At 65.9% G+C, this 23508-nt stretch carries 15 protein-coding genes, 2 tRNA genes and 1 pseudogene; 4 read left to right on the forward strand and 14 right to left on the reverse strand.

Annotated elements, in window-relative coordinates:
* Nucleotides 1-278 (reverse strand): annotated as a pseudogene (locus tag ABD658_RS04380) (hypothetical protein); the annotation flags it as partial.
* 184 nt (nt 279-462) lie between these two features.
* On the opposite strand from ABD658_RS04380, the gene ABD658_RS04385 reads away from it, so the two are divergent.
* Entirely contained in the window at nt 463-783 is a 321-nt protein-coding gene (locus ABD658_RS04385; protein ID WP_070161149.1) for a cell division protein CrgA, read from the forward strand.
* Between the two features lie 91 nt (nt 784-874).
* Here ABD658_RS04385 and ABD658_RS04390 read toward each other — a convergent pair whose 3' ends face one another.
* Nucleotides 875-1765 (reverse strand): hypothetical protein, encoded by an 891-nt coding sequence (locus ABD658_RS04390; protein ID WP_344683911.1) that lies wholly within the window; start codon nt 1763-1765, stop codon nt 875-877.
* Nucleotides 1766-1913: 148 nt separating this feature from the next.
* On the opposite strand from ABD658_RS04390, the gene ABD658_RS04395 reads away from it, so the two are divergent.
* The 3 genes from ABD658_RS04395 (at nt 1914) to ABD658_RS04405 (ending at nt 4441) form a co-directional block, all read left to right on the forward strand.
* Nucleotides 1914-2447 carry a peptidylprolyl isomerase gene (locus tag ABD658_RS04395; protein ID WP_070161152.1) on the forward strand — a complete coding sequence of 178 codons (534 nt, stop codon included), beginning with the start codon at nt 1914-1916 and terminating at the stop codon, nt 2445-2447.
* A gap of 9 nt (nt 2448-2456) precedes the next feature.
* Entirely contained in the window at nt 2457-3323 is an 867-nt protein-coding gene (locus ABD658_RS04400) for a rhomboid family intramembrane serine protease (RefSeq protein WP_344683909.1), read from the forward strand.
* Nucleotides 3324-3595: 272 nt separating this feature from the next.
* Nucleotides 3596-4441, forward strand: coding sequence for a PhzF family phenazine biosynthesis protein (locus ABD658_RS04405; protein WP_344683907.1), 846 nt, complete (start codon nt 3596-3598; stop codon nt 4439-4441).
* 6 nt (nt 4442-4447) lie between these two features.
* On the opposite strand, the gene ABD658_RS04410 is transcribed toward ABD658_RS04405, so the two are convergent.
* The 12 genes from ABD658_RS04410 to dnaA form a co-directional block, all read right to left on the reverse strand.
* Entirely contained in the window at nt 4448-5854 is a 1407-nt protein-coding gene (locus ABD658_RS04410) for a copper amine oxidase (RefSeq protein WP_344683905.1), read from the reverse strand.
* 202 nt (nt 5855-6056) lie between these two features.
* Nucleotides 6057-11048 (reverse strand): hypothetical protein, encoded by a 4992-nt coding sequence (locus ABD658_RS04415; protein WP_344743960.1) that lies wholly within the window; start codon nt 11046-11048, stop codon nt 6057-6059.
* 732 nt (nt 11049-11780) lie between these two features.
* Nucleotides 11781-11853: transfer RNA gene (locus tag ABD658_RS04420), tRNA-Ala, on the reverse strand.
* A gap of 48 nt (nt 11854-11901) precedes the next feature.
* Entirely contained in the window at nt 11902-12015 is a 114-nt protein-coding gene (locus ABD658_RS04425) for a DLW-39 family protein (RefSeq protein WP_237090258.1), read from the reverse strand.
* 62 nt (nt 12016-12077) lie between these two features.
* Nucleotides 12078-12151, reverse strand: a tRNA-Ile gene (locus ABD658_RS04430).
* A gap of 102 nt (nt 12152-12253) precedes the next feature.
* Entirely contained in the window at nt 12254-12904 is a 651-nt protein-coding gene (locus ABD658_RS04435) for a DUF3566 domain-containing protein (RefSeq protein WP_311025564.1), read from the reverse strand.
* Complete coding sequence (gene gyrA / locus ABD658_RS04440; RefSeq protein ID WP_070162324.1) at nt 12901-15561, reverse strand: DNA gyrase subunit A; 2661 nt, start codon at nt 15559-15561, stop codon at nt 12901-12903. Before gyrA ends, ABD658_RS04435 begins: the two co-directional genes overlap by 4 nt.
* A gap of 38 nt (nt 15562-15599) precedes the next feature.
* Nucleotides 15600-17804 carry a DNA topoisomerase (ATP-hydrolyzing) subunit B gene (gene gyrB, locus ABD658_RS04445; protein WP_344684495.1) on the reverse strand — a complete coding sequence of 735 codons (2205 nt, stop codon included), beginning with the start codon at nt 17802-17804 and terminating at the stop codon, nt 15600-15602.
* A gap of 221 nt (nt 17805-18025) precedes the next feature.
* The gene (locus ABD658_RS04450; protein ID WP_344684498.1) at nt 18026-18625 is read right to left on the reverse strand and encodes a DciA family protein; all 600 of its coding nucleotides are present in this window, start codon (nt 18623-18625) and stop codon (nt 18026-18028) included.
* A complete protein-coding gene (recF, locus tag ABD658_RS04455; RefSeq protein ID WP_344684500.1) occupies nt 18622-19851 on the reverse strand; it encodes a DNA replication/repair protein RecF in 1230 nt (409 codons plus the stop codon). Before recF ends, ABD658_RS04450 begins: the two co-directional genes overlap by 4 nt.
* 13 nt (nt 19852-19864) lie before the next feature.
* Complete coding sequence (dnaN, locus tag ABD658_RS04460) at nt 19865-20992, reverse strand: DNA polymerase III subunit beta (protein ID WP_344684502.1); 1128 nt, start codon at nt 20990-20992, stop codon at nt 19865-19867.
* Nucleotides 20993-21730: 738 nt separating this feature from the next.
* On the reverse strand, nt 21731-23338 hold the full coding sequence (gene dnaA / locus ABD658_RS04465; protein ID WP_344743964.1) for a chromosomal replication initiator protein DnaA: 1608 nt from the start codon (nt 23336-23338) through the stop codon (nt 21731-21733).
* Nucleotides 23339-23508 lie beyond the last annotated feature (170 nt).

Here is a 23508-nt window from a genome sequence, read left to right on the forward strand (position 1 = left end):
CCGTCACCGTTGCCGTCGCCGTTGCTGTCGCCCGGGTTCTCCAGCGCCTCGATGTTGGAGAACAGCTCCTGGGTGGCCTCGTTGCGCTCCCGATCCGCCTCCAGGCCGGTCCACCACAGCTCCCAGACCAGGAAGAGGATCCCGAGCACGCCGAGGGTGATGAACAGTTCCCCCACACCCCCGAGGATCCGTGAGCCGACGGATCGGCGCACCGGAGCCGCGGCCGCGGACCGCCGTGCATGACGCGGCCGGGACGGCGGCAGAGGGTGAGTCGGCATGGACGTGCTGTCCTCTCCTGTCGAGCGGGAAGGGCCGGGCCCGTCGTGGAGCCCGCAGACCCGATAGAATGACGCGCAGACCACATGTCCCCCACACCGGTGGGGGACAGAGTCAGGATACCGAAGTCGACCAGGGTGTCGCGGCTCCACGCGACGAGCGCGCCCCCGGAAGGATCATCTCACCGTGCCAGAGTCGAAGAACCGCAAGAAGAGCGGCAAGCGCAGCAGGAAGAACCGCGGCGGCCCCGCCGACGCCGTCGCATCCAGCTCCCCGCTGGACGACTCGGATCCCTTCGCCGAGGACCTCGAGGACCTGAAGGACGAGACCCTTCCCCTGTGGTACCGGGCCACCATGATCGGACTGATGATCCTGGGGCTGCTGTGGCTCATCGTCTGGTACATCAGCCAGGGTCTGGCGCCCATCGCCGCCGCTGGGGGTTGGAACGTCATCATCGGCTTCGGCATCGCCATGGTCGGGTTCCTGATGACGATGCGCTGGCGCTGACAGCCCGCGCAGCGGAGCCCGCAGACAGAGGAGGGCCCTCCGATCGTAGGATCGGAGGGCCCTCCTCTGTCTGAACCTCTCAGCGAGCGGCTCAGGTGGCCGGCTTCGGCTGCGGCACGTCGCCGGACGTCGAAGCGCCCTTCTCTCCGTCCTTGGTGACGCTCTCCGCCGGCTGGGCCGGCTTGGCTCCGGACGTCGAGGCATCGGCCGGTGATGGCTTGGCCGAGGGTGCGGCCGAGGCAGAGGCCTGCGGCGTCGCGTCGGCGTTCGTCTCCGCCTGATGGGCCGGCTTCGACGAGGACGCCGGGGTGCCGCCGGAGATCGGCTCCGGCTTCTTCCACGGGTCCTCCACCGGCTGCGAGGCACGCCACGCGGCCACGCCGGCGGTGACACCGGCGGCAACGAGCCCGAAGACCAGGAGGCCCTTGCGGCGGCTCTTCGACTTCTGCTGCTTCTTCAGCGCCTTGGCCGTCTGCTTGGCGTACTTCTCGGAGGTCTTCCGCAGCTTCTTGACGACCTTCTTGTCTCCGGTGGCCTTCACCAGCGCCTTCTCGACGCGCGGGTCCACCTCCGCCTTGTGGATCAGCTTCGCCGTACGGTCCGCATAGCCGCCCAGCTTGGCCGAGGCCGCCGGGACGTAGTCCTCGGAGAGCTGACGCTTGGCATCCGAGTACTTGGCGTAGACCTTGTCCACCTCGGCCTTCGCCTGCGGGGGAAGCTTGTCGTACTGAGACTCGAGACCCACCGAGGCCTTCGAGGCGAGCCCCCGGGCCCGATCTGCGGCCACTGCGGCGTTGGCCTCCACCGACCGGAGAGCGCGCGCCGAGGCATCCTGAACCTTCGGAGCGTTCTTCCGGTACGTGGTCTCGGCCCAGTCCGCGGCGGCGCCCAGCTTCGGGGCAGACCAGTCGCGTGCCGTCTCGACGCCGGCGAGCACCTTGTGCTCCCAGGTGTGGCTCGGTTTCTTCTTCTTACCGAACATGCATGTCCTCCGAATCAGGATCGGTGTGCTGCCCTCAGCTTACGACCTTCAGCCCCTGTCCTGCTATGAGGTGAGCTGATGCGTCGGCGGACGTCGCACGACGTCGCCGGCGGGCGGCCTGTCAGCCTCGGGTGAGACAATGGCGCCCATGAGCGCTATCGCAACGCATAAGGCAACCATCCGCACCAACGCCGGTGAGATCCGTGTGGACCTCTACGGCCACCACGCCCCGAAGACCGTGGAGAACTTCGTGGGGCTCGCCACCGGTGAGATCACGTGGAAGCACCCGGAGACCGGTGAGGAGAAGGTCGGCACTCCGCTGTATGACGGCACCGTCTTCCACCGCATCATCGCAGACTTCATGATCCAGGGAGGAGACCCGCTCGGTCTCGGCGTGGGAGGCCCCGGCTACCAGTTCGAGGACGAGATCCACCCGGAGCTGGACTTCACCTCCCCCTACAAGCTGGCCATGGCCAACGCCGGCCCCGGCACCAACGGCTCCCAGTTCTTCATCACCTCGGTGCCCACCACCTGGCTGCAGGGCAAGCACACCATCTTCGGCGAGGTGGCGGACGAGGACTCCCAGAAGGTCGTGGACGAGCTGAACAAGGTCGCCACCGACATGCGTGACCGTCCGAAGCAGGACGTCGTCGTCGAGACCATCGCGATCGAGAAGGTCTGACCTCCGCCCGTGTCAGCTGAGCACCCGCACACCGGGGCGGCCCGACCCGCCCCGGTGTGCCCACGCCACCCAGGCCAGCCCACCCGTCTGCACTGCCAGCGCTGCGATCGTCCGGCCTGCCCCCAGTGCCTCCACCAGGCACCGGTCGGGTTCCACTGCACCGACTGCGTCGCGCAGGCTCGTGCGGCCCGGCCTTCACCGCGGACCCGCTTCGGCGCCGTCGCGCGCCCCGACCGGGCCCCGCTGGTGACCTACGGGGTGATCGGCGTATGTGTGGTGATGTACCTGCTGCAGTGGCTGACCGGCAGCATGCTGACCCAGGCGCTGTGGTACGCCCCGCTGCACACCTCCAGTTGGGCCTTCGAACCGTGGCGGATGCTGACCTCCGCCCTGCTGCATTCGCCCTCCTCGGCGATGCACATCCTCTTCAACATGGTGGCCCTGTGGATGTTCGGGCGGGTCATCGAGCCGGCAGTGGGCGCCTGGCGCTACGGGCTGCTGCTGCTGCTCTCCGCCCTCGGCGGCTCCGTGGCGGTGCTGTTCCTGACCCCGGCCACCACACCCACCGTCGGTGCCTCGGGCGCCGTCTTCGGACTCTTCGGCGCCATGTTCATCCTGCTGCGCTCCTCCGGCGCCCAGACCGGCGGTCTGCTGGTCCTCATCGGCATCAATGCGGTCATCAGCTTCGTCGTGCCCAACATCTCCTGGCAGGGCCACCTGGGCGGTCTCCTCACGGGCGTCATCTGCGCCTTGGTCATCGCCCGTGTGCCCCGCGGACCTCGTCGCAGCCTGTGGCAGGGACTCGGCCTGGCCGGCGTCGCCGGCGTGCTGGTCGCGCTCACCGCCGTCGGCATCCCGCTGGTCACCCCGGCGTGACGGGGCTCTCCTCTCATTCCCCCTGGTCAGAGGCGTGGCCCATGGTGCACAGCCTGTGCAGTGTTCTCTCCACACCCTCACCTCCATCGCCCCGCATGGGGGTTCTCCACAGCCGTTATCCACAGTGTGGAGAAGTTACATGACTGTGTTTCCCCAGTTCAGGAAGTTTTCCCCAGCAGCCTGTGGATTGTGGAGGATTCTGTGGAGATACCTGTGCAGGACCTGTGCACGGGTTCGGTTCGGAGGCCTTCCACCGGGGATAGGGTGAGTCCATGACCCGAGACTTCCGTCAGATCGATGTGTTCAGCACCGGCCCCTTCACGGGGAACCCGTTGGCGGTGGTCGCCGCCGCGGAGGACCTGGACGAGCAGACCATGCGGGCCATCTCCGCCTGGACGAACCTCTCCGAATGCACCTTCCTTCTGCCGCCCACCACCGAGGAGGCGGACTATCGTGTGCGGATCTTCAGCCTGGACACCGAGCTGCCCTTCGCCGGGCACCCCACACTGGGGACCGCGCGGGCCTGGCTGGACATGGGCGGGACGCCCCAGAGGTCCGACGTGATCGTCCAGGAGTGTGCTGCGGGCCTGATCCGGGTGCGCCCTGACGGTGATCGGCTCGCGTTCGCCGCTCCGCCGCGGCTGCGCACCGGTCCGGTGGAGCCGGGACTGCTCGAGCAGGTCCGGGCCGTGCTGGGCGTCGAGCGTGCCCAGATGGTGGACGCGGCTTGGGCGGACAACGGACCTGGGTGGATCGCGGTGCTGCTGGACAGCGCAGAGACCGTGCTCAGTCTCCGCCCGGTCCTCGCACGGGGCGGGCTGGAGGACCTCAAGGTCGGTGTCGTGGGTCCCTGGGGACCCGGGGGCGAGGCCGACGTGGAGGTCCGAGGCTTCTTCTCAGAGGGTCTGGCACTGCCGGAGGACCCCGTCACCGGAAGCCTCAACGCCTCGATCGCGCAGTGGCTGACGGAGACGGAACGGGTCAGCGCGCCCTATGTGGCGGCCCAGGGCACGGTGCTGGGGCGGCGGGGACGAGTCCACGTCACAGGCGACGACGCCGGAGACCTGTGGATCGGCGGTCAGGCTGAAGTCTCCATCCGCGGCACAGTGGAGGTCTGAGCCGGTTCAGTCCTGCTCCTCGAGGTGGAGGTCATCGTCGAGGTCATCAAGGTCGATGTCACGTCCGTCCTCGTCTTCATCGAGGCCCCGGGTGAACTCACTGTCCTCGGGCACCCCGTCGATCCCCTCGCGCTCCTCCGGGACGTCGGCACGGGTGGAGGTGAAGTCGCGCGGCCCCATCGTGAAGCTCTGCCAGTGCAGCTCCATCGGGGACTGGTCCTCGTCCCGCGGGACGTGGTGGTAGCCGACCGCCACCCAGGAGACGACATCGTCGAGGGTCCCGGAGTCGTCCTCGACGTAGTCCTGGACCGATCGCCCGCAGCCGCCCCGGTTCCGGGTGGCGAAGACCTGACACTCGTCGTGGTTGGTGAAGGCGACGTCATAGCCCACGTCCTCCCCGTGATGGTGTTCGTCATGCACGAAGGTGAAGCTGTCGGAGACTCCCAGATTGATCTCGTAGGACACGGGGTGATCGTTGGCGTTGAGGAGGTCCGGCGCTATCACCCGCCACCAGCGGCGGTCGTCCCCCTCGTGGAGGGAAGGCTCATCGATGCGGGTCAGGGAGCCCTCCACGATGGGTGACTGGGAGCCCATCTCTCCGGTGGGCTCGGCGTCGTACTGTTCGACCACCATGTCCTCGTCTTCTCCGAGTCCCCAGTGGATCCTCCAGACCACATTGTGGGAATGGCTGGCCGCGTAGTCGACGTCGCCGTCGCCGATGGGCCACCCATGCTCCTCATCGGTGTAGTCGACCGGAGAGAGATCTCCGGTGGCGCCCAGCGCCGGACGGATGGAGCCGTCGGAACCGAAGGTGTACTCACTGATGTACTCGTACCAGCCCACTTTGGAGATCGTCGAGAGTCGCCATTCGTCGCCGCGGGCGACGGTGAGCTGGCCGTCGGCATGGGACCGGTACGCGAGCCCGGAGTCCTGGGTCTCAGAGCACAGCACCTCCCGTTCGGGCGTGCTGCCGTGCTCCCCGTCCCCGATGTTGGGGATCTCCAGGCCCAGACGTTCCCCGGTGCATTCGTCCTCGGTGAGGGTGTGCATCCGCATCCCGCCGAAGCCGGCTTCGGTGATGTCCGAGGTGAGCCGTTCGCCGTCGTCGTAGGGGACCTCCATCTGCGCCAGGGTCATCTCCTGGATGAGCCGGACGGGGCCCCTGTCGGCCGGGGCGAAGTGGACGTCGCTGAGCACCATGCCCCGTTTGGGGTCGACGGAGAAGCACATGGACCACGCCGAGCCGGAGGACATGATCTGCCCCAGAGGGAGAGCACCCTCCGCACAATCCAGGTGGGAGGTGTCGGGCTCCCCGGCGACATCGGCACCGGCCTGTGCGGTGGGGGTGGTCTCCTCCTCCCCCGTGTTCGCGCAGCCGGTGAGGAGGAGCGTGACACCGAGGACACCTGCCATACCGGTCAGCATGGCTCGGGGGGTGCGAGAGAGACGGGGAAGAGGGAGAGACATGGGCTCGGGATCGACCTCTCGATTTCGACACGGGGACAGAAGATCTGCTCCTAGTGTGCCCGCCACCGTGCTCTGGGCACACATGAGCGGATGGCTGCACCGTCCCGGGTAGGGACGATGCAGCCATCCGCGTCAGGGTCTCAGCTGATCACTCAGCCGAGGAGCGGTGGTTCCGCTTCGCGAAGACCACAGCTGCGGTGCCCAGCAGCAGGGCGAGTGCGGCGAGAGCCGCCAGCATGCCGCCGTCAACACCGGTGCGGGCCAGATCCGAGCCGGGCTTGCCACCCGGTCCGGTCTTCTTCCCGTCGTCACCAGCCGGGTCGGCAGTGCCGGTGCCCGTGCCGTCGCCGGCGCCATCCTCAGCGCCGTCGTCGGTCCCGGTCTCACCGTTGCCGGCCGCGGCATCCTCCACCACCTGGAAGGTGATGGACTGCTCCGGGTAGTCCTCCGCGGTGACCGAGAAGGTGTGGGTACCCAGCTCAGCCTCCTCGGGGATGTCCCAGACGAAGGTGACGGTGCCGTCCTCATCGGCGACCTCGGTGCCGAGCTCCAGGGTCGGGGTGGAGTTCATGAAGCCCTCCACCTCGGTGCCGGGCTCGTAGCCGTGGGCGTAGCCGATCTGCGTGTCACCGTGAGTGAGCACAGGGTGCTCGATCTCGATGCTCAGGACGATCATGTCAGCGACGTCGTTGACCTTGAACACGCTCGTGGCGCTGATGTCCGGGTCGTTGTCGTCGGTGACGGTGACCACCTTGATGCACGGCACGGTGTCCGCCGGGACCGTCCAGAGGATGGTGAAGGTTCCGTCCTCGCCGACCTCGACACCATCGATGGTGCCGATGACGTTGCCGTCGACGTCGGTGATCTCCACCGTGACCGTGGTGCCCGGAGTGAAGCCCTCACCGCTGACGGTGATGTCCTCGCCCGGGTTCACGGCCTGCGGGTCGACCGAGACCGTCGGGTCCTCGGAGTCTCCCTCGGCATCCGTGACGGCCACGGCAGTGGCGTCCCAGATGCTCGGGTCGTCCTCGTCGGTGCCGAAGATGAACAGCGCGCCGGGGGCAACGTTGCTCGTCACGGTCCAGGTGAGGGTGAAAGTGCCGTCCTGGCCCACGCTGACGCCCTCCACGGAGTCGTAGACGTTGCCGTCCACGTCCGAGAAGTCGACGACCACGGTGGAACCGGGGACGTAGCCTTCACCGGTGACGGTGAGGTCCTCGCCGATGGCCACCACAGTCGGGTCGGCTGCGATGGTCGGGTCGACGACGACGCCGTCCTCGTCGGTGACGGTGACGGTGTCGGATGCGGTGACATCCGGGTCCTCGTCATCGGTGGCGGTGACCGTCAGCTCACCAGGCTCGGTGCCTTCCGGAACCGTCCACTCCACGGTGAAGGTGCCGTCGTCTCCGACGTCGACGCCTTCGATCGTGTCGATCACGTTGCCGTCAGCATCGGTGATGTCCACCGTGACCGTGGAACCAGGGGTGAAGCCCTGACCCTCGACCGTGATGTCCTCACCCGGGGCGACCTCGTCCGGGTGGACGATGATGCCCGGCTGCACGACCCCATCCTCGTCAGTGACCGTGAGATGCTCCGTGGCCGTGACCTCGGGGTCCTCATCATCAGTGACCGTGATCGGCAGAATGCCCGGCTCAGTGTCCTCAGGCACCGTCCAAGTGATCGAGAAGGAACCATCCTCATCAGTAGGAACATCCTCGATCGTGGCGATCGGGTTGCCCTCCTGATCAGTGACCTCCACCGTGACCGTGGAATCAGGCACGAAGCCCTCACCCGTGATCGTGGTGTCCTCACCCGGAGCAACAGTGTCCGGATCCAGAGTCACCGACGGATCGATCTCGACGCCGTCGTCAGTGCCGTCCTCGACACCGTCCTCAACGCCGTCCTCGACACCGTCCTCAACGCCGTCCTCGACACCGTCCTCGACACCGTCCTCAGTGCCGTCGTCCGGGTCGGTGATGCTCAAAGGCGCAGTGGCCTCCTCACCGGTGGTGTCATCCACACCAGCAACGGTGTAGTCACCAGGCTCCGCATCCTCCGGAGTCGGCAGACTCACCTCGAACGTCCCGTCCTCAGAGGTCGGCACATCCTCGACCGGGTCACCCACCGGGTTACCGTCCTGGTCACGCAGCTGCACCGTGGCCGTGGAATCCGGGGTATACCCCTCACCAGTCACCTGCGTGGACTCACCAGCAGGAACCGAATCTGGATCCACCACCAACGACGGATCAATCACACCGTCATCATCCGGATCCGTGATGCTCAAAGGCGCAGTGGCCTCCCCATCGGTGGTGTCATCCACACCAGCAACCGTGTAGTCACCAGGCTCCGCATCCTCCGGAGTCGGCAGGCTCACCTCGAACGTCCCGTCCTCAGAGGTCGGCACATCCTCGACCGGGTCACCGATCGGGTTGCCCTCAGCATCACGCAGCTGCACCGTGGCCGTGGAATCCGGGGTATACCCCTGACCCGTGACCGTGGTCGGCTCACCCGCAGGAACCTCATCCGGGTCCACGATGATGCCCGGCTGCACGACCCCATCCTCATCAGTGACCGTGAGATGCTCCGTGGCCGTGACCTCGGGGTCCTCATCATCAGTGACCGTGATCGGCAGAATGCCCGGCTCAGTGTCCTCAGGCACCGTCCAAGTGATCGAGAAGGAACCATCCTCATCAGTAGGAACATCCTCGATCGTGGCGATCGGGTTGCCCTCCTGATCAGTGACCTCCACCGTGACCGTGGAATCAGGCACGAAGCCCTCACCCGTGATCGTGGTGTCCTCACCCGGAGCAACAGTGTCCGGATCCAGAGTCACCGACGGATCGAACACCGGGTCCTCACCATCATCCGGATCCGTGATGCTCAAAGGCGCAGTGGCCTCCTCCCCGGTGGTGTCATCCACACCAGCAACCGTGTACTCACCAGGCTCCGCATCCTCCGGAGTCGGCAGACTCACCTCGAACGTCCCGTCCTCAGAGGTCGGCACATCCTCCACCGGATCACCCACCGGGTCACCGTCCTGGTCACGCAACTCCACCGTGACCGTGGAATCCGGGGTATACCCCTCACCAGTCACCGTGGTGGACTCACCAGCAGGAACCGAGTCCGGGTCGACCGTCAGGGCCGGGTCAATGACCGGGTCCTCATCGCCCGGGTCGGTGATGCTCAAAGGCGCAGTGGCCTCCTCCCCGGTGGTGTCATCCACACCAGCAACCGTGTACTCACCAGGCTCCGCATCCTCCGGAGTCGGCAGACTCACCTCGAACGTCCCGTCCTCAGAGGTCGGCACATCCTCCACCGGATCACCCACCGGGTCACCGTCCTGGTCACGCAACTCCACCGTGACCGTGGAATCCGGGGTATACCCCTCACCAGTCACCGTGGTGGACTCACCAGCAGGAACCGAGTCCGGGTCGACCACCAACGACGGATCAATCACACCGTCATCGTCCGGATCCGTGATGCTCAACCCTTCAGAGATCTCCTGACCCGTGGTGTCATCAACAGCCACCACCGAGTACTCACCAGGCTCCGCATCCTCCGGAGTCGGCAGCTCCACCGTGAAGCCACCAGCCTCATCAGTCTCAGCCGGCACCGGCTCCCCCACCGGGTTGCCCTCCGGATCAACCAACTGCACCGTCGCGGAAGCATCCGGAGTGAACCCCTCACCCGTGACCTGCGTGGACTCACCAGCAGGCACCGAATCAGGATCCACCACCAGACCCAGCTCCAACTCATCAAAAGCACCACAGGCATCAATACGAGCACCCGCATTACCGAAGTTCAACCGAGCACCATCACCCTCGAACAGGCCGATGCTCAACGCCGAGACCTCCAACGAAGACAGCCGCTGCTCACCCTCAGGAGTCTCGCAATACTCCTCGACCTGGTGATTCAGCTGCACCGAGACCACCGTGGCCAGCGTCTCGATGAACGGCTCCAACGCCTCACGGATCGGCACCGTGATCGCACCGGTCTTGATATCCCGAATCAACAGATCAAAGATCTCCTGACCAGCATCACCAATCACGAAGTCCCGCACCGGCACCACAGCATCCTGCAGCAGACCAGTGATCGCACCCAACGTGGTACAGGTCACCGTCGAGCCTCCACACTGGAAAGCATCGACCACATCACCCATCAGATTGATCGACCCAGTCGCCGTAGCCCCCACCAACGGAGCATCCACCGTGGCCTCATAATCAATGGTCACCGAGGCCAACGCACCCTCGATCGCGCCCACCGTGATGTTGGTGACCTCTTCCATCAGATCATGGACAGTCTCCGCGATCATCGGATAGATCTCATCATCGATCAGCTCAGTGTTCGGGTTCTGATTATTCATCCCCGTGGGCTGACCAGGACGCAGCTCACCAGAGAGCAGCTGATCCAGATGCAGCTGCGCAGTACCGGTGGAGAAGTCCACCGTGAGCACCTGATTATTCGTGGTGATCGGCTCCGCGAGAATCGCCGCGAAGATCTCCTCCTGCATATTCGAGGACACCTCAGCCGAGAACTCCAGACCCGGGACCAGGTTCACGATCTCACTGAGATCCAGCAGATCATTGACCGTCTCCTCCATCGTGGAGTCGATCTCCCCGATGGTGTCATAGATCATCGCCGCAGCCTCTTCGACCGCCGGAGAAGTCAGCAGCACACTGGCCTCACCCGCCCGGTACTGGCCCAGCCCACCGACACCATCCTGATCCAGGAACACGCCATCCTCAGCGATGACCTCAGCACCACCAAGACCGAACAGCAGAGTCGCCTCCGAGACGATCTCATCAGTGATCCCATCAACACCAGCAGCATTGAACAGCGAGAGCAGATCCAACTCCGCAGCACCGAAGCCAGCCTCATCGCCATCCAAGGTGACAGACCCATCCCCACCAGCAATGCCCGAGATCGCTCGAGCATCCACCGGCGACGTGGTCTCCGACTCCGAGAGCAGAACCCCGGCCTGACCGAAGTCCAGGATCTGATCCACCGGGATCTCGATATTGCCGATCCCGATCAGCTCATTGCCGAACACGTCAACATTGAGCGCTTCATTATTGGGCCCAGGATCACCGTCCCAGAACGCCGTGGTCCGACCCGCCCCAGCCAGATCCAGACCAGCCAACGTGGAGTCAACATTACTGGCCTCAGCCTCAGCCGGAGCCTCTGGAAAATTATCGACAGCCGCAGCCGCCGGCAGCGCATAAGCACCGACCGAGATCGTCGACGCCGCACCGACCGCGAGAGCACGTTTCAGAACGCCTCTCCATGGGGGTCGCGGTTTCCCCCCTTGTGCATGATGCATGGATTCCCCTTGCATGCCTTCCTCTCCAATCAGGTGGTTGGCGAGAGACCTGGTCACCGGCGCGCGGTTGGGCCATGTCCCCGTATCAGCCAATCCAACCGCTCGGGCTCTGTCAAGGTTCTCTCAAGGCTTCTACGAGCCGTCCACTGGAGGCTTCTCGCCACACACACCGCCGCCTGTCCGTAACCGGGCAGTGATAGTTGCCGGCACCAACGACCGGGGCCTATAGTTGGTGCCATCTGTGCCGCGAAGGCATGCATCGCGGTTGGCGCCTCGAAACTAGAGCGCTTCTGACCTGGAAAGACGGCGATCCGCCCGTCACGTGACTCTCCCGAAGCGCCCATGAAACCAGTCCTGAAAGCTCTCATTCATGTCCCCGGGCCGTCATCTCCCGGTGACCTCCAGGCGGGTCGTGATCTTCCTGTGAATATTCTGTGATTCAGGAAACTACTCTGCGGAATGGCTGCCCTGGCCACGACGGACCGACTCCCAGCACCCACAGATGTGAGAAGCCCCCGGGCCGGAAATCCGGCCCAGGGGCTTCTCTGTCGGTGGAGGCAAGGGGACTCGAACCCCTAACCCTCTGCTTGCAAAGCAGATGCGCTACCAATTGCGCCATGCCCCCGCGAGATGTGAAGTTGTCGATACCGCATACCCTGACCAGGAACGCAGATCAGAGGGAGTCCGTGGCCTCTCGCCACACCTGACGACCATCTTCTGCCTGCTTCCATCGACGATATCCGAGGATGCCGGCCACGAGCAGGGCCGTCACAGCGAGACGTCGCATAGAACTCTCCTCTCGGAGCATTCCTGCTGCTCCGGAGTCGTTCGGTGATCCAGGATCAGGAGTGGGCGTACGAGGACTTGAACCTCGGACCTCATCGTTATCAGCGATGCGCTCTAACCGCCTGAGCTATACGCCCTGGAACGCCGTCACCGAGGGAATGAACTCTCAACGAGCCTGTCCTCCTCAGGACGACCACTCCACATTACACCAGCTTCAGAAGTGGTTCCAAATCGGAGCCTCAGTCATCCGTCAGCGTCACACCGATGCCACCCACCAGGGAGGCAGAGATGTTGTAGAGGATCGCTGCCAGCATCGCCAGCACGGTCAGCAGCACCACGTTGATCACGGCGATGATCGTGGCGAAGGAGGCGATCTGGCCCAGGGTCACCATCTGCTCGATGGCGAAGCCCTCACCCTCGGTGCCCAGCACCTGAGCCAGCAGGTCGTTGACTCGGTCGAAGATCCCCGTCAGATCCATCACGGACCACAGCATCACCGCGCAGACCACCGTCATGATGCCCAGCGCCACCGACAGCAGGAAGCTCATCTTCAGCACCGACCACGGGTCGACCTTCGAGATCAGCAGGCGTGCCTTGCGGACTTTGGCCTTCGGCGTCGGACGCACCAGACCGGGTTGCCGTGATCCGCCGCGCGGGGCCTGGGGGCGAGCCGCCGCGCCAGAGGACGGCCGAGGGGCCGCCTGCGGGCGGGCCGGCCCCGCCTTGGGCCGCGCCGGCGCGCTGCCAGAGCCGGAGCCCGTACGGGTGGCGGTGATGGTGCCGCTGTCCTCGGCGGCGGTGCTCTGGGCACGGGGACGCGGCGCCGGGAAGCGGCCGGTCTGCCCTGCCGAGGAGGAGCCGGACCGGCCCTCAGGGGTGTTCGCGCTCACTGATGACCTCCATCGCTGTCAGAGTCCAACGCTACTCCATCCTGCTGGGCGGAAGCCTGCACCGCCTCGACGTCAGCTTCAGACGTCTCTGTCGTGCCAGACTCAGCGGAGCTGGGACCCTCCTCCTCGGCGGCCTGGTCCTCGCCCGTGGCCGCCAGTGCGGCACCCGAACTGCGAGCCACCTTGATGATCCGGTCCTTGCCCCGGGGCTTGGCGAAGATCACACCCATGGTGTCCCGACCCTTCGACGGGACACCCTCCACAGCGGAGCGGACCACGTTCCCGGACTCCATGACCACGAGGACCTCATCGTCGTCCTCCACGACCATGGCTCCCACGAGATCCCCACGGTCCTCTACGAGCTTGCCGACCTTGATCCCCAGACCGCCGCGACCCTGCACCCGGTACTCGTCCACATGTGAACGCTTCGCGTAGCCGGCCTCCGTGACGACGAAGACATAGGAGTCCTCGGTGACGACGTCCGCGGTGAGGAGCTCGTCGTCCTCCCGGAATTTCATGCCCGTCACACCCGAGGTGGCACGGCCCATCGGGCGCAGCGCGTCATCCGCGGCGGTGAAGCGCAGCGACTGGCCACGCCGGGAGACGAGCATGAGATCGTCCTCGGCCGAGACGAGCTTCGCAGAGACCAGTTCGTCGTCGTCGCGCAGGTTGATCGCGATGACACCCGCCTGCCGCGGAGAGTCGTAATCCGTCAGCGGGGTCTTCTTCACCAGGCCGTTGCGGGTGGCGAGCACCAGATAGGGCGCGTCCTCGTAGGACTTCAGCGGCAGGACCCCGGCGATCGTCTCATCCGGCTGGAAGGCGACGATGTTGGCCACATGCTGACCCTTCGAATCCCGCCCGGCCTCCATGAGGTCGTAGCACTTGGTCCGATAGACCCGCCCCAGATTCGTGAAGAACAGGATCCAGTGGTGCGTGGTGGTGACGAAGAAATGCTCGACGACGTCGTCTGCTCGGAGCTGTGCACCGCGCACTCCCTTGCCGCCCCGGTTCTGTGCGCGGTAATTGTCGATGCGGGTGCGCTTGACGTAACCGTCGCGCGTGATGGAGACGACCACGTCCTCCTCCGGGATCAGGTCCTCCATCGACATGTCGCCGTCATAGCCACGCACGATGTGGGTGCGTCGATCATCGCCGTGCTTCTCGACGATGCCGTCCAGCTCTTCGCCGATGATCTCGCGCTGACGCACCTCCGAGGCCAGGATCGCCTGGAACTCGGCGATCTGGCGCATCAGTTCGTCGTACTCCTCCTGGAGCCGCTGACGTTCCAGGGCGGCCAGCTTGCGCAGCTGCATGTCCAGGATCGCCTGAGCCTGCTCATCATCGATGTCCAGCAGAGCCTTCAGGTTCTGGCGGGCCACCTCGACGGTGGAGGACTCGCGGATCGTCGAGATGACGCGGTCCAGGTCGTCCAGCGCCTTGAGCAGACCCACCTTGATGTGCGCCTCCCGTTCGGCCTTGGCCAGACGGAACTGGGTGCGGCGCACGATGACGTCGATCTGGTGGGTCACCCAGTGGTGCACGAAGGCGTCCAGGCTCAGGGTGCGGGGCACGCCGTCCACCAGGGCGAGCATGTTCGCCGAGAAGTTCTCCTGCAGCTGGGTATGCTTGTAGAGGTTGTTCAGCACCACCTTCGCGACGGCGTCACGCTTGAGCACGATCACCAGTCGCTGACCGGTGCGGCCGGAGGACTCGTCCCGCAGGTCGGCGATGCCGCTGACCTTGCCGTCCTTGACCAGCTGGGCGATCTTGATCGCGAGGTTGTCCGGGTTGGCATGGTAGGGCAGCTCGGTGACCACCAGGCACGTCCGGCCTTGGATCTCCTCGACGTTGACCACCGCACGCATCGTGATCGAGCCGCGGCCGGTCCGATACGTGTCCTCGATGCCTCGCGTGCCCAGGATCTGCGCCCCGGTGGGGAAGTCCGGGCCCTTGATCCGCTGCAGGAGAGCCTCCAACAGCTCCTCTCGGGACGCCTGGGGGTTTTGCAGGTACCACTTGACGCCGTCGGCGACCTCCCGCAGGTTGTGCGGAGGGATGTTGGTGGCCATGCCGACGGCGATGCCCGACGATCCGTTGACCAGCAGGTTCGGGAAGCGCGAGGGCAGGACCACCGGTTCCTGCTGCTTGCCGTCGTAGTTGTCCTGGAAGTCGACGGTGTTCTCGTTGATGTCCCGGACCATCTCCATGGCCAGCTGGGCCATCTTGGTCTCGGTGTATCGCGGAGCGGCGGGGCCGTCATTGCCCGGGTTGCCGAAGTTCCCCTGACCGGAGGCCAGCGGGTAACGCATCACCCAGTCCTGGATCAGGCGCGCCAAGGCGTCGTAGATGGCCGAGTCGCCGTGCGGGTGGTAGTTGCCCATCACGTCGCCGACCACACGGGCGCACTTGTTGAAGGAGCGCTCCGGTCGGTAGCCGCCGTCGTACATCGCGTAGAGGACCCGACGGTGCACCGGCTTCAGGCCGTCGCGGACGTCCGGCAGCGCACGGCCGACGATCACGGCCATCGCGTAGTCCAGGTACGACCGCTTCATCTCCGTCTGCAGATCCACGGGGCGGATCCGGTCGGTCAGCACGGCCCCCTCGACGCCCTCCTCGGGCTGCGGCTGCTCAGGGTTCTCGGTGGTGTCGCTCACGTGTGGTGCTCTCCCTTGGGAAGGTGACGATCAGACGATCAGATGTCGAGGAAGCGGACGTCCTTGGCGTTCTGCTGGATGAAGCCGCGGCGGGACTCCACGTCCTCTCCCATGAGGATCGAGAAGATCTCGTCAGCGGCGGCGGCGTCCTCCATGGACACCTGCAGCAGCGTGCGGTTCTGCGGGTCCATCGTGGTGTCCCACAGCTCCCCGTAGTCCATCTCGCCCAGACCTTTGTACCGCTGGATACCCAGCTCCTTGGGCAGCTTGCGCCCCGCGGCCAGGCCCTCCTGCAGGGCGTGATCACGCTCCGCGTCGGTGAACACGTAGTCATGCGGAGCATTGGACCACTTCAGCCGGTACAGCGGCGGCTGCGCCAGGAACACATGGCCGTGCTCGATCAGAGGCCGCATGTAGCGGAACAGCAGGGTCAGCATGAGGGTGGTGATGTGCTGGCCGTCGACGTCGGCGTCGGCCATCAGCACGATCTTGTGGTACCGCAGCTTCGCGATGTCGAAGTCCTCGCCGATGCCGGTGCCGAAAGCGGTGATCATCGACTGGATCTCCTGGTTGCCCAGGGCCTTGTCCAGGCGGGCCCGCTCCACGTTAAGGATCTTGCCGCGCAGCGGCAGGATCGCCTGCGTCTCCGGGTCCCGGCCCCGCTTGGCCGACCCACCCGCGGAGTCGCCCTCCACCAGGTAGATCTCGCAGCGCGAGGGATCCTTCGACGAGCAGTCGGACAGCTTGCCCGGCATGCCGAGGGTCTCCAACGGAGACTTCCGGCGGGCGTTCTCCCTGGCCTTACGAGCGGCCATGCGCGCCTGTGCCGCGGACTGCGCCTTGCGCACGATGTCCCGGGCCGGGCCGGGATTCCGCTCCAGCCAGTCTCCCAGGTGCTCGTTGACCACCTTGTGGACGAACGCGCGTGCCTCCGTGTTGCCGAGCTTGGTCTTGGTCTGCCCTTCGAACTGCGGCTCCGAGAGCTTCACGGAGATCACCGCAGTCAGACCCTCGCGGATGTCCTCGCCGGTGAGGTTGTCATCCTTCTCGCGCAGGATCTGCTTCTCCCGCGCATAGCGGTTGATCAGGCTCGTCATCGCCGCGCGGAAGCCCTCTTCGTGGGTGCCGCCCTCGTGGGTGTTGATCGTGTTCGCATAGGTGTGGACCGACTCCGAGTACGTCATGGTCCACTGCATCGCCAGCTCCGCGGTGATGCCGCGGGCGTCGTCGTCGGCTTCGAAGGCGATGACGTCCTCGTGGACGTTCTCCGCCTTCTTCGCCGAGTTCAGGTGGTTCACATAGTCCAGCAGGCCATGGTCGTACTGGTAGACGACGACGCGGCCCGCCTGGGTCTCGGCCACCGCTTCGGCGCCCTCCCCGGGCTCCGCCGGAGTGGCCTCGGCACCCTCGGACGCTGAGCCTTCCCCCTCGACGATCTCATCGACGACGACCTGATTCGCCGCGATATGACGCTCGTCGGAAAGCGTGATGCGCAGTCCCTTGTTCAGGAACGCCATCTGCTGGAAGCGCGCGCGCAGCGTCTCGAAGTCGAACTCAGTGCTCTCGAAGATCTCCGGGTCCGGGTAGAAGACCTGCGTAGTGCCGGTCTCCTCCGTGGGGGCGCCCTGGGAGAGCTCCTTGGACGGTTTGCCGCCGTCGGCGAAGGAGATCGACCACTCGTGGCCCTGCCGCCGCACGGTGGTGTCCACACGGGTCGACAACGCGTTGACCACCGAGATGCCCACGCCGTGCAGCCCCCCGGAGACCGCATAGCCGCCCCCGCCGAACTTTCCTCCGGCATGCAGGACCGTCATGACGACCTCGACCGTGGGACGTCCCTCGGTGGGGTGCATGTCGACCGGGATGCCGCGGCCGTCATCGGTGACGCGCACTCCGCCGTCGTCCTGGAGCGTGACCTCGATGTGGGTGCAGTAGCCGGCCAGGGCCTCGTCCACCGAGTTGTCCACCACCTCGTAGACCAGGTGGTGCAGGCCACGTTCACCGGTGGAGCCGATGTACATCCCGGGACGTTTCCGTACGGCCTCGAGGCCCTCCAGGACGGTGATGTCCGAGGCCCCGTACTCGGCCGGGCTGGACGGCGATCCTGCGGATCCGCCGGGCGGTGCAGGGGCCGGCTGCTCTGGCTGCTCGGCGTCGGACGGGAGGGAGTTGTCTTCCGAGGTCACGGGCTCTGCCGTCTCCTTTATCACCAGGGGTGCGGCCGCGCGGAGCGGCCGGGTCATGACATGGACTGACCCGAGAACCTCTCGTACTCGGGTCAGGCCCTCATTCTACCGCTTCGTGGCCCGAGATCCCGATTTCCCTGAGGTGGACACCGCAGAATCTTTGCCCAGAAGGCCGCAGAGGCCCACTGGGACGCTCTGGCGGGGCCGTCGATGAGGCCCCATTCCACCCTTAGGCCCTCGACGCGGCAGGAGCGCGTCTGCGAGCTCGCAGCATCCGATCACCCGTAGGTGTCCCGCGGACCGGGCCCACGGACCGACCAGCGACCCTTCTTCCAGCTCGGCGCCTGCGGGCCCCGGATGCGCAGACCCGTGACGATTCCGCGGCCCAGCTCCCGGGTGAACATGTCCATCAGCTGCGGCTGCATGAGCTTCAGGTTCGTGGCCCAGGCGGTGGAGTCGCAGGCGACGTCGACCACCCCGTCCTCGAACTTCTCCGGCCGGCAGTGCGCAGCGACCTGCGGCCCCACCAGCTGGTCCCATCGGGCGATGACCGAGCCCACGGCTACCGGGGAGGACCATCCCCGGGTGCTGATGAGTCCGTCCACCACCGACCCCAGCAGGCTCGGGTCACGGCGGCTGGCGCCGGGGCCTGTTCCGGCACTGCGTCCGGACATCTGAGCACCTGGGGCCCGCGGATTGCCCGCCAACGAGCTGCCTCGCGGCATGCCCCGCATCCGATGCTCACCGCGCGCCTCAGCCGCCCGGCGCATGCGGGCCAGGATGAGGGATGCGGCGTCCTCGATCTCATGGGCCGGGACCCCGTCCGGGCTGGGCTCCAGCTCGGGGGAGTCGCCGAGATCGGCCTCTGAGCCGCTCATCCGTCGAGCTCCCGGTCAGGATGCTCCGGGGTGTCCGAACCGCTCGGGACAGCGGAGGTGTTCAGTTCGCTGACCTGGCTGATCTGGTCCACCGACTCGACCCGCAGGCCGTGCTGGAGCAGGCTCTCGGGGACGTCGTCGTCGACGGCGGCGGTGACGATGAGCTGCTCCGCCTCCCCCACCAGTTCTGCGAGACGACGACGTCGGCGAGCGTCGAGCTCTGCGAAGACGTCGTCGAGGATCAGCAGCGGGCGTGCCCCGTCGGCAGGGTCGTCGTCGACCATCGTCCGGTAGGCCGCCAGGCGCAGAGACAAGGCGAACGACCAGGTCTCTCCGTGCGAGGCGAATCCCTTCACGGGGACGTCGTCCAGGGTGAAGGCGATGTCATCCCGGTGCGGTCCCACCAGCGTCTGCGCTCGGTCCCGCTCCTCCTTGCGGGCACCTTCGAGACCGTCGCGCAACAGGTCCACGAGCTGCGTCCGGTCAGCCGTCTCGAGCGGCGAGATCTCGGAGCCCGCCTCCGGTGCGACCAGCGACGACTCATAGCGCAGCCATGCCGTCCGCACACTGCCCGAGAGCTGGCGGTAGGCCTCCGCCACATGGGGTCGCAGAGCGGCCAGGACCTCCACCCGGGCACGGATCAGCCGAGATCCGGCGTCAGCGAGCTGATGGTCCCACACCGCGAGAGTGGACTCGTGGGTGGGGGTGAACCCTTCATGGCGGATCGACTTCAGCAGCGCGTTGCGCTGCCGCAGGACTTTCTCATAGTCCAGCCGCACCCGGCCGAGCGCAGGACGCAGCTGCACCGCGAGGTCATCGAAGAACCGACGACGCACTGCGGGGGCTCCCTTGATCAGCTCCAGATCCTCCGGGGCGAAGAGCACTGTGCGCAGGATGCCGAGGACCTCGGTGGCCCTGACCGGCGCACCGCGATTGATCCGCGCTCGGTTGCTGCGGCCGGGATTGATCTCGACCTCAAGCATGGCTTCCTGGGAGCCCCGATGCGCCTGCGCCCGGATGACCGCCTGTGTGCAGCCGTGGCGCACCAGCGGGACGTCCTGGGAGACGCGATGGGAGCCCAGGGTGGAGAGATACCCGATCGCCTCGGCGATGTTCGTCTTGCCGACGCCGTTGTACCCCAGCAGGACGTTCGGGCCCGGGTGGAGCGTCAGCTCGACGTCGGCGTAGCTGCGGTAGTCCTTCAGGTTCAGGGTGGAGAGCCGCATCGGCGCTCGTGGGCTACTGGTTGATCAGCCGGACCGGCATCAACAGATAGCGGAAGTCGGTGGAGTTTTCGCCGTCCGGAGTCTCCTGACCCGTGATCATGGCAGGTTTCGGCGCAGAGACGAAGGAGAAGCGCAGGTACTCGGTGTCGATGACGTTGAGACCCTCGTTGAGGTAGCTCGGGTTGAACCCCACGGTGATCGGTTCCCCGGTCAGCTCCGCAGAGATGACCTCGGAGGCGGCTGCCGCGTCGTCGGCGCCAGCGTCCAGGACGACCTGACCCTCCTCGGTGAACTGCAGCCGCACATGGGAGTTCCGCTCGGCGACCAGGGACACGCGCCGGGCCGCCTCGATCAGCTCCGCAGTCCGGACCACGGCATGGATCGGAGTCTCCTCGGGGAACAGCTGGCGGATCTTCGGGTAGTCACCGTCCACCAGGACGCTCGTGGAGCGTCGGCCTCCCGAGCTGAAGCCGACCAGGTCGGTGTCCTGGCTCAACGAGATCGACAGTTCGCCTGAGCCCGCCAGCGACTTCGCGACATCGTTGAGGGTCTTGCCCTTGATGAGCGCGGAGGTGGAGATGTCCGGCTGGGTAGGGGCCCAGGTGATCTCCCGCATGGCCAGCCGGTACCGGTCCGTGGCCAGGAACGTCATCCTGTCACCTTCGAACTCGACCTTAACCCCGGTGAGGATCGGCAGCGTGTCGTCTTTCGAGGCCGCGGTGCTGACCTGGGAGACGGCACGGGCGAATGCCGCGCCGTCGACGGTTCCGGAGAGCTCCGGCAGGCCAGGGAGCTCCGGGTACTCGTCGACAGGCATGGTCGCGAGGGTGAATCGGGAGGACCGACAGGTCACCACAGCCTTCGAGTCCTGGAGCTCCACGGTGACCGGAGCGTCCGGGAGAGCCTTGACGATGTCATTGAGCAGACGTCCGGAGACCAGAACGGTGCCCTGCTGCTCGACCTCGGCCTCGATGTGCAGCTGAGCGGAAATCTCGTGATCGAAGCTCGAGATCGTTACGGTCTGGTCCTCAGCTGTGATCAGCAGACCCGAGAGCACAGGGGCCGGAGGCCTGGGGGAGAGGGAACGAGCCGCCCAGGAGACCGCCTCGGTGAGGACGTCGCGCTCCGCAGTGAACTTCACTGATCTCCGCCTTTCGGTGCTGCCGGTCGGGACCAGCCGTCGGGAGCTCGGACCGCTGGATCGACGCATGGAGCGTCTGTGGAGCAGTTGTCAAGCATCACGGCTGCTGTGTCGAGTGTCGAGCTTACCTGCTGGCCCGGGCTTGATGCCACCGCATCCACCACGATATGTGCCGAGTCAAGGCCGCTTCGGCCCCATATCTTGTGCACGGCGTGTCGCCGGCGGCGCCGTCGTCGCCACCGTGGGCCCACCCGCCCTGTGATGTTCTCTCTTTTCTCTCTGGTGGAGTGGAGCAGTGTTAACAACTGGTGTGGATTCTGTGGATAACTGCCTCGATCGGCGAATGCGCCGGGATCTCGATGTGCACAGTTAAGTGAAGTCTCTCCGCTTGTGCTGTGGGCGTGCGGTGGATTCTCGCAGCGGTCGGATTCGCGATCTCCGCAGGACAGGGCGATTCATCCCCAGGGTGGGGTCAGTTCTTCACTGCTCTCTCCACTGGGTTATCCACAGGTGTGGGAACGGCAGTGGACAAACTCCACCGATACCTGTGGATATGTGAGAAAAACTGTGGATGACGAGATTCGCCGCAGCCGCGGATCGCGCTCATCCTGCGGAACTACATCCATGTGAGCTGTGCACGACGACATTCTCCACAGCAGTGGACCATGGACTTGACAGCAGGTCGATGGAGACCTGCGCGACATGCGCGCCTGGAGGGTCCAGGGAAGCGCGGCAGCGTCAGCGCTGCTGCTTGATCTTGTTCGTCAGCTCGGTGACCTGGTTGAACACGGCCCTCCGCTCGGCCATCAGCTCGCGGATCTTGCGCTCCGCATAGATGACGGTGGTGTGGTCGCGGCCGCCCAGCGCCTGGCCGATCTTGGGCAGGGACATCTCCGTGAGCTCACGGAGCAGGTACATGGCGATCTGTCGGGCCGTGACCAGGGTCCGGTTCCGCGACTTCGACATCAGGTCGTCCACGGTGAAGCTGTAGTACTCGGCAGTGGCGTTGATGATCTGCTCCGCCGTGATCTCCTGGACATGGTCGTCCGAGATCAGATCCCGCATCACCTGCTCCGCCAGGGGGAGGTCAACCGGCTGCTTGTTCAGTGAGGCGTAGGCGGTCACGCGGATCAGTGCGCCCTCCAGCTCGCGGATGTTCGTGGAGATCTTCGAGGCGATGTACTCCAGGACGTCGTCCGGGCAGGAGAAGTTCTCCGCCGTGGCCTTCTTCCGCAGGATCGCGATGCGGGTCTCCAGATCGGGCGGCTGGATGTCGGTGATCAGCCCCCACTCGAAACGGGAGCGCAGCCGCTCCTCGAATCCGGAGAGCTGCTTGGGCGGCAGATCCGAGGTGATCACGACCTGCTTGTTGTTGTTGTAGAGCGTGTTGAACGTGTGGAAGAACTCCTCCACCGTCCGTTCCTTGTCCGCCAGGAACTGGATGTCGTCGAGCAGCAGCACGTCCACATTGCGGTAGAGATGCTTGAAGCTGGCGCCTTCGTCGTCGCGGATCGAGTTGATGAAGTCATTGGTGAACTCCTCCGAGTTCACGTATCGGACGCGGATCCCGCTGTAGAGCCGCTGGGCGTAGTGACCGATCGCGTGCAGCAGGTGAGTCTTGCCCAGACCGGAGTCGCCATAGATGAACAGCGGGTTGTAGGCCTTCGCCGGCGCCTCGGCCACCGCGTTGGCCGCGGCGTGGGCGAAGCGGTTGGAGGACCCGATCACGAAGGTGTCGAAGGTGTAGCGCGGGTTCAGCCGGGAAGTCTCGAAGCTCCCGCTGGGTCGCGGGTCCGACGGCGTCGGCGGGATGGTCCCGTTGCCGGCCAGGCCCGACGGCGGCACGGGCATCTGGGGAGCATGTCCTCGCGTCGGAGCGGGAGGATCCTGCCGCAGCTGGGTCCGCGGATCGGCGAAGGACTCGCCGGGCGCGGGGTAGACGTCGTCGACGGCCGTGGACGAGGCCGAGGCGGCCGAGACTGCTGACTCGCCGCGTCCCGAGAGGGGGACGCCGGGGCCCGGCCGCTCCCCGGAGGGCGCCTCGGAGGACTCGGCCTTCTGACGTGCGGCCAGGCCGGGGTCGATGACGTAGGCGCACAGGATGTCCCTGCCGAACACGGCACGCAGCGCTTCGGAGAGCTGCTGCTGGAGCGTGGACTGCATGAGCTCGCGCACCCGCTCGTGCGGAACGGCCAGCAGCAGGGTGTCCCCGATCAGCTGGTCACCCTGGGGGACGGCCCGGCCGACGTCGGTCAGCTTGAGTCCGGTGATGCCGTGGTTCTCGCGGAGTTCCGTGAGCACCTGCTGCCATTTGACCGGCACGTTGACTTCCGAGTCGGCAGACACGCTGCTCCCCTCCTGCGACGACGATGAATGCTGTGGGCCGCGGCGTGGCCGCCGTCCCTGTGCTTGTCGACTGTATCGCGCGCACCTGTGGATTTCTGCCTCCGTGGTGTGCAGAGAATGTGCAGTCAATGTGCACACCGCCGCTGGCACGGACCGTGCAGGACCCGGCC

It is taken from the genome of Nesterenkonia aethiopica (genome assembly GCF_039534665.1).
GTDB classification, from domain to species: domain Bacteria; phylum Actinomycetota; class Actinomycetes; order Actinomycetales; family Micrococcaceae; genus Nesterenkonia; species Nesterenkonia aethiopica.

Coding starts and splice junctions, on each gene's coding strand:
- ABD658_RS04390 (WP_344683911.1), bottom strand. CDS start 1,765: ATGTTCGGTAAGAAGAAGAAACCGAGCCACACCTGGGAGCACAAGGTG.
- ABD658_RS04395 (WP_070161152.1), top strand. CDS start 1,914: ATGAGCGCTATCGCAACGCATAAGGCAACCATCCGCACCAACGCCGGT.
- ABD658_RS04405 (WP_344683907.1), top strand. CDS start 3,596: ATGACCCGAGACTTCCGTCAGATCGATGTGTTCAGCACCGGCCCCTTC.
- ABD658_RS04410 (WP_344683905.1), bottom strand. CDS start 5,854: ATGGCAGGTGTCCTCGGTGTCACGCTCCTCCTCACCGGCTGCGCGAAC.
- ABD658_RS04425 (WP_237090258.1), bottom strand. CDS start 12,015: ATGCGACGTCTCGCTGTGACGGCCCTGCTCGTGGCCGGCATCCTCGGA.
- gyrB (WP_344684495.1), bottom strand. CDS start 17,804: ATGACCCGGCCGCTCCGCGCGGCCGCACCCCTGGTGATAAAGGAGACG.
- ABD658_RS04450 (WP_344684498.1), bottom strand. CDS start 18,625: ATGAGCGGCTCAGAGGCCGATCTCGGCGACTCCCCCGAGCTGGAGCCC.
- recF (WP_344684500.1), bottom strand. CDS start 19,851: ATGCGGCTCTCCACCCTGAACCTGAAGGACTACCGCAGCTACGCCGAC.